Here is a 5,182-nt window from a genome sequence, read left to right as displayed (position 1 = left end):
GCTGGACCGGCTGCTGCCGCCCGGCATCCCGGACCGCAAGGGCTGGAGCAACGATGTGATGGGCGCGTTCAGCCATCTGAAGATTCCATACACGCCGCAGTTCTTCTGCGCGGTGCTGGCGGTGGCGGAGCAGGAGTCCGGCTTCAGTCCGGACCCGGTGGTGCCCGGCCTGTCCAAGATCGTCTGGGGCGAGATCGAGCAGCGCCGGCAGAAGTACCTGATTCCGCAGTTCGTCGTCGACGCGGCGATGAGCAAGAAGTCGCCGGACGGCCGTACCTTCAAGCAGCGGGTGGATGCCTTGCGCACCAAGCGCGAGATGAACGCGCTGTACGAGGACATGGTGCGCGAGCTGCCGTTCGGCCAGACCATCTTCGAGCACAAGAACCCGATTCGCGACGGCGGGCCGATGCAGGTCAGNNTCCGGCCGCAAGCTGGCGCTGGACGGCGACATCATGCTCTACAGCGACAAGATGAACCGTGTGCTGTCCGGCGAAACCAGCGACACCCAGCGCGCGCTGCAGTCCATCGCCGGCCGGCTGGGCCTCAGCGACGCCGACATGATGCGCGACCTGCGGCTGGAGAAGCTGTCCGGCTTCGGTCAGAGCCCGTTGTATCAGAAAGTGTTCGCGCTGGCCGGCCCCAAGGCCCCGCGCGAAATCATCCCGCAGATCGTGCTGGTCAGCCCCAAGTTCACCCATAAGTTGACCACCGAATGGTTCGCGCGCCGAGTCGACGGCCGCTACCAGCACTGCCTGCAGCGGGGAGGCTGAGCGGGCCCGCCGGCTTGAGTCTGAACCGATAGCGCCTATAGTGATTGCAGCGGCGCCGAGGCGGGATTCCGCCCGGCGCCGGTTCGCATCCGGACGGCGGCCATCGCATGGCCGTCGTCTTCTGTTTCTCGGCTCGGGAGGCAAGGCATGAAGGTTTCCATCAACGGCAAGGAGGTGGAGCTTAACTCCTCTCCGGACACGCCCATTCTGTGGGCATTGCGCGACGAACTGGGCCTGACCGGCACCAAGTTCGGCTGCGGCGCGGCCTTGTGCGGCGCCTGTACGGTGTTGAAGAACGGTCTGCCGATCCGCTCTTGCGTGACGCCGATCTCCACGCTGGTGGCGGACGACAGCATCACCACGGTGGAAGGCAACGCCGACAAGGTGGGCCAGGCGGTCAAGCAGGCCTGGCATGAGCTGGACGTGGTGCAATGCGGCTTCTGCCAGAGCGGCCAGGTGTTGGCCGCCACCGCCTTGCTCAGCGCCAATCCCCATCCTTCCGATCAGGACATCGATCTGGCGATGAGCGGCAACCTCTGCCGCTGCGGCACCTATCCCCGCATCCGCGCGGCCATCCATGCCGCCGCCAAGCTGCTGTAGGAGGCCCGGATGACAACCATCGGAGTATCCCGCCGCAGTTTCCTGAAAATGAGCGGCGCGGTCGGCGGCGCGCTATGCCTGGGCTTCATTCTCAGCGAGGGCGGGCGCAAGGCCGAGGCGGCCGAGGCCAAGAACGCCATTCCCTCTCCCAACGCCTTCGTCCGCATCGAGAAGGATGGCGGCGTCACCATCGTCAGCAACAAGTCGGAAATGGGGCAGGGCATCTACACCTCGCTGGCGATGCTGATCGCGGAGGAGCTGGAGTGCGACTGGAACCGGATCAAGGTGGTGTCCGCGCCGGCGGCGCCGATCTACGTCCATACCGCTTTCCATATCCAGATCACCGGCGGCAGCACCAGCACGCTGTCCAGCTATGACCAGTACCGCAAGATAGGCGCCGCCGCGCGCGACATGCTGATATCGGCCGCCGCGCAACGCTGGCGTGTGCCGGCCTCGCAATGCCGTGCTGAAAACAGCCGGGTGTTCAACAATGCCAACGGCGCCAGCCTGGGCTACGGCGAGTTGACCGAGGCCGCCGGCAAGCTGCCGGTGCCGGATACGGTGGCGTTGAAGCCGCGCCATCGCTGGAAGCTGCTGGGCACCCGCGTGCACCGGGTGGACGGTGGCGAGAAGCTGGACGGCCGCGCGCAGTTCGCGATGGACGTCCGCCTGCCCGGCATGCTGACGGCGCTGGTCAAGCGCTGCCCCAGCTATGGCGGCAAACCCAAGGGTTTCAACGCCGACGCGGCCAGGGCGGTGCCCGGCGTCAGGGACGTGTTCGCGATCAGCAACGGCGTCGCCGTGCTGGCGGATGGCTTCTGGCCGGCCAAGAAAGCGCGCGATCTTTTGACCGTGGACTGGGATCATGGGCCGAATGCCGGGTTGGATTCTGCCAAGCTGCGCGCCGACTATCGCGCCCGCGCGGCCAAGCCCGGGCAGGTCTATCGAAGCGAGGGCGACGCCCAGGCGGCGTTGGCCGGCGCGGCCAAGAAGCTGGAGGCCTGGTACGAAGTGCCGTACCTGTCGCATTCGCCGATGGAGCCGCTCAACTGCGTGGTCTGGCTGAAGCCCGGCAGCTGCGAGATCTGGAGCGGCACCCAATCGCAGACGATAGACGCCGGGATGGCGGCTTCGATGTCCGGACTGAAGCCGGAGCAGGTCACGCTGCATACCACCTTGCTGGGCGGCGGCTTCGGCCGGCGCGCGGTGCCGGTGGGGTCCGACTGGCTGAAGGAGGCGATGGAGGTGGCCAAGCATCACGGCCAGGGACTGCCCGTCCGGCTGATGTGGACCCGGGACGACGACCTGGCCGGCGCCTACTATCGGCCGATGTGGCTGGACCGAGTGCGCGGCGGCATCGGCACCGATGGCAAGCCGGCCGCCTGGCTGCAGACCGGCGTCGGCCAGTCCATCATTGCCGGCACGCCGTTCGCGCCGATGATGATCAAGAACGGCATCGACGCAGTGTCGGTGGAAGGAACCGACGACATGCCCTACGCGCTGCCGGCGGTCTCGCTGGACCTGCACACCCCGGAGGTCCCGCTGCCGGTGCTGTGGTGGCGCTCGGTGGGCCATTCCCATAGCGCGTTTTCCAAGGAAAGCTATATCGACGAACTGGCGCGGCTGGCGCGACAGGACCCTGTGGCCTACCGGCTGGCGCTGATGGACAAGGCGCCGCGCGAACAGGCCGTGCTGCGCGAGGCGGCGCGGATGGCCGGCTGGGGCCGCAAGCTGCCCAAAGGCCATGGCCTGGGGGCGGCGGTGCACACCTCGTTCGGCAGCCATGTCGCCCAGGTGGTGGAGGTGTCGGTCAAGGGCAAGGCGCTGAAGGTCGAGCATGTCTGGTGCGCGGTGGATTGCGGCGTGGTGGTCAATCCGGACCAGGTGGCGGCGCAGATGGAGGGCGGCATCATGTTCGGCCTGTCAGCGGCGCTGTTCGGCGAGATCACCTTCAAGGACGGCGAGGTCGAGCAGAAGAATTTCGACGGCTACCAGATCGTCAGGATGTTCCAGGCGCCCAAGGTGGATGTCTCCATCGTCGCCAGCGAGGAAGCGCCGGGCGGCACCGGCGAGCCGGGCGTGCCGGTGGTGGCGCCGGCCTTGGCCAACGCCATCCACGCGGCCTCCGGCAAGCGGCTGCGCGAGCTGCCGTTGAGCCGGCACGGCTACCAGATGGTGTGAGGGAGGCGGACATGAAAACCTTGACTTTCTTGTGCTGGGCGCTGGCCGCCTGGCTGCCGGCCGCATGGGCGGCGGACGATCCGAGCGCGTCGCGCCAGGCCTTCGGCGACGTGGCCAGGGTGCTGCAATCGCCGCGCTGCCTGAATTGCCACACCGTCACCGATTTTCCGCGCCAGGGCGACGACCGCCATCCTCACCAGCAGATGATCAAGCGCGGACCGGCGGACATGGGCCATCCCTCCTTGATGTGCCTGGCCTGCCACCAGACGGCCAACTCGGCCGACGGCGGGGTGCCAGGCGCGCCCAACTGGCACTTGGCGCCGCTGAGCATGGGCTGGGAGGGGCTGAGCGCCGGCCAGATGTGCCGCCGGCTGGTGGACAAGTCGCGTAACGGCAACCGCGACGTCGCCGCTCTGGTCACGCATATGACTGCCGATCCGCTGGTGCAATGGGCCTGGCATCCGGGCGGGCGGCGCACGCTGCCGCCCTTGTCGCAAAACGATTTCCACGATGCGGTGCGGCGTTGGGCCGACACCGGCGCCTACTGTCCGAAATGAGCCCGGCGATACGCGGCAACGACGAGACCGTGTTGGCGCAGACGCTGGACTGGCTGCGGCAGGGCCGCCGCGTCGCGCTGCTGACGGTGCTGGGCACCTACGGCGCCAGCCCCAGGCCGCCTGGCGCGCTGGCGGCGATACGCGACGACGGCATGATCTGCGGTTCGGTGTCCGGCGGCTGCATCGAGGACGATCTGCGGAGGGAGATCGCCGAAGGCGGCGTGTTCGGCGCGGCTCCCGCGGCCTGGGTGCGCAGCTTCGGCGTCAGCGTCGAGGAGAGGCAGCGCTACCGGCTGCCCTGCGGCAACAGCCTGCGGGTGGCGGTGGAGACGGCGCCCGATCCGGCGCAGCTGGAGGCGTTGCTGGCCGTTGTTCGCCAGCGCCGCTGCCAGTGGCGGCGAGTCGATTACCGGGACGGCGCGGCCCATCTTCTGAATGGTGGGCCTGAGGGAGCTTTCGCTGAGGACGAGGCGGGATTTTCCGTGCTGCACGGCCCGCGCTGGCGGCTGCTGATCATAGGCGGCGCCGAGCTGGGCCGCTATCTGGCGCAGGTCGCGCTGACGCTGGACTACGCGGTGACGGTGTGCGAGCCGCGCGAGGAGTACGCGGCCGTTTGGGAGCTGGGCGGCGTCGCGCTGTCGGCCGAGATGCCGGACGACCTGGTGCTGGCTTTCGGCTGCGACGAGCGCACCGCGGTGGTGGCGGTGACGCATGATCCCAAGCTGGATGACCTGGCGCTGATGGAGGCGCTCAAGCTGCCCTGCCATTATGTCGGCGCGCTGGGCTCCGCTACCACTACCATGAAACGAAAGGCGAGGCTGGCCGAGCACTTCGGCCTGACGCCGGCAGAGCTGGACAGGCTGCACGGACCGGTGGGGCTGGCGATAGGCTCGCGCACCCCGGCCGAGATCGCGGTTTCCATCGCCGCCGATCTGATCGCCAGCCGCAGCGCTTGTCACCGGGAGGGGGCTCATGGCGAGGAAAGGAGTTGCCGGACATGATGGCGGGCGCGCTGCTGGCGGCGGGCCAGGCGCGCCGCTTCGGCGCCGACAAGCGGCAGGCGCGGCTGCCGGA

Annotated in this window: 5 protein-coding genes and 1 pseudogene; all 6 read left to right on the top strand. The window is 68.4% G+C overall.

Annotated features, from left to right (window positions below; all coding sequences use genetic code 11):
- Positions 1 to 58: 58 nt before the first annotated feature.
- Positions 59 to 358, top strand: a pseudogene (locus LQR33_RS23200) (DUF1615 family protein); the annotation flags it as partial.
- 94 nt (positions 359 to 452) lie between these two features.
- Positions 453 to 770 carry a DUF1615 family protein gene (locus LQR33_RS23195; RefSeq protein WP_231470618.1) on the top strand — a complete coding sequence of 106 codons (318 nt, stop codon included), beginning with the start codon at positions 453 to 455 and terminating at the stop codon, positions 768 to 770.
- Positions 771 to 917: 147 nt separating this feature from the next.
- On the top strand, positions 918 to 1,370 hold the full coding sequence (locus LQR33_RS23190; protein ID WP_231179104.1) for a (2Fe-2S)-binding protein: 453 nt from the start codon (positions 918 to 920) through the stop codon (positions 1,368 to 1,370).
- 9 nt (positions 1,371 to 1,379) lie between these two features.
- A complete protein-coding gene (locus LQR33_RS23185) occupies positions 1,380 to 3,551 on the top strand; it encodes a xanthine dehydrogenase family protein molybdopterin-binding subunit (RefSeq protein ID WP_231179105.1) in 2,172 nt (723 codons plus the stop codon).
- Positions 3,552 to 3,562: 11 nt separating this feature from the next.
- Entirely contained in the window at positions 3,563 to 4,108 is a 546-nt protein-coding gene (locus LQR33_RS23180) for a hypothetical protein (RefSeq protein ID WP_231470617.1), read from the top strand.
- Positions 4,105 to 5,109, top strand: a complete 1,005-nt coding sequence (locus tag LQR33_RS23175; RefSeq protein WP_231179107.1) for an XdhC family protein — start codon at positions 4,105 to 4,107, stop codon at positions 5,107 to 5,109. The genes LQR33_RS23180 and LQR33_RS23175 overlap by 4 nt, the downstream gene beginning before the upstream one ends.
- Positions 5,110 to 5,182: the final 73 nt, after the last annotated feature.

The organism is Chromobacterium piscinae (genome assembly GCF_021129175.1).
In the GTDB taxonomy this organism is placed as follows: Bacteria; Pseudomonadota; Gammaproteobacteria; order Burkholderiales; family Chromobacteriaceae; genus Chromobacterium; species Chromobacterium piscinae.
Note: the sequence above shows the minus strand (reverse complement) of the source record. Positions and strands in the feature narration are given on the sequence as shown.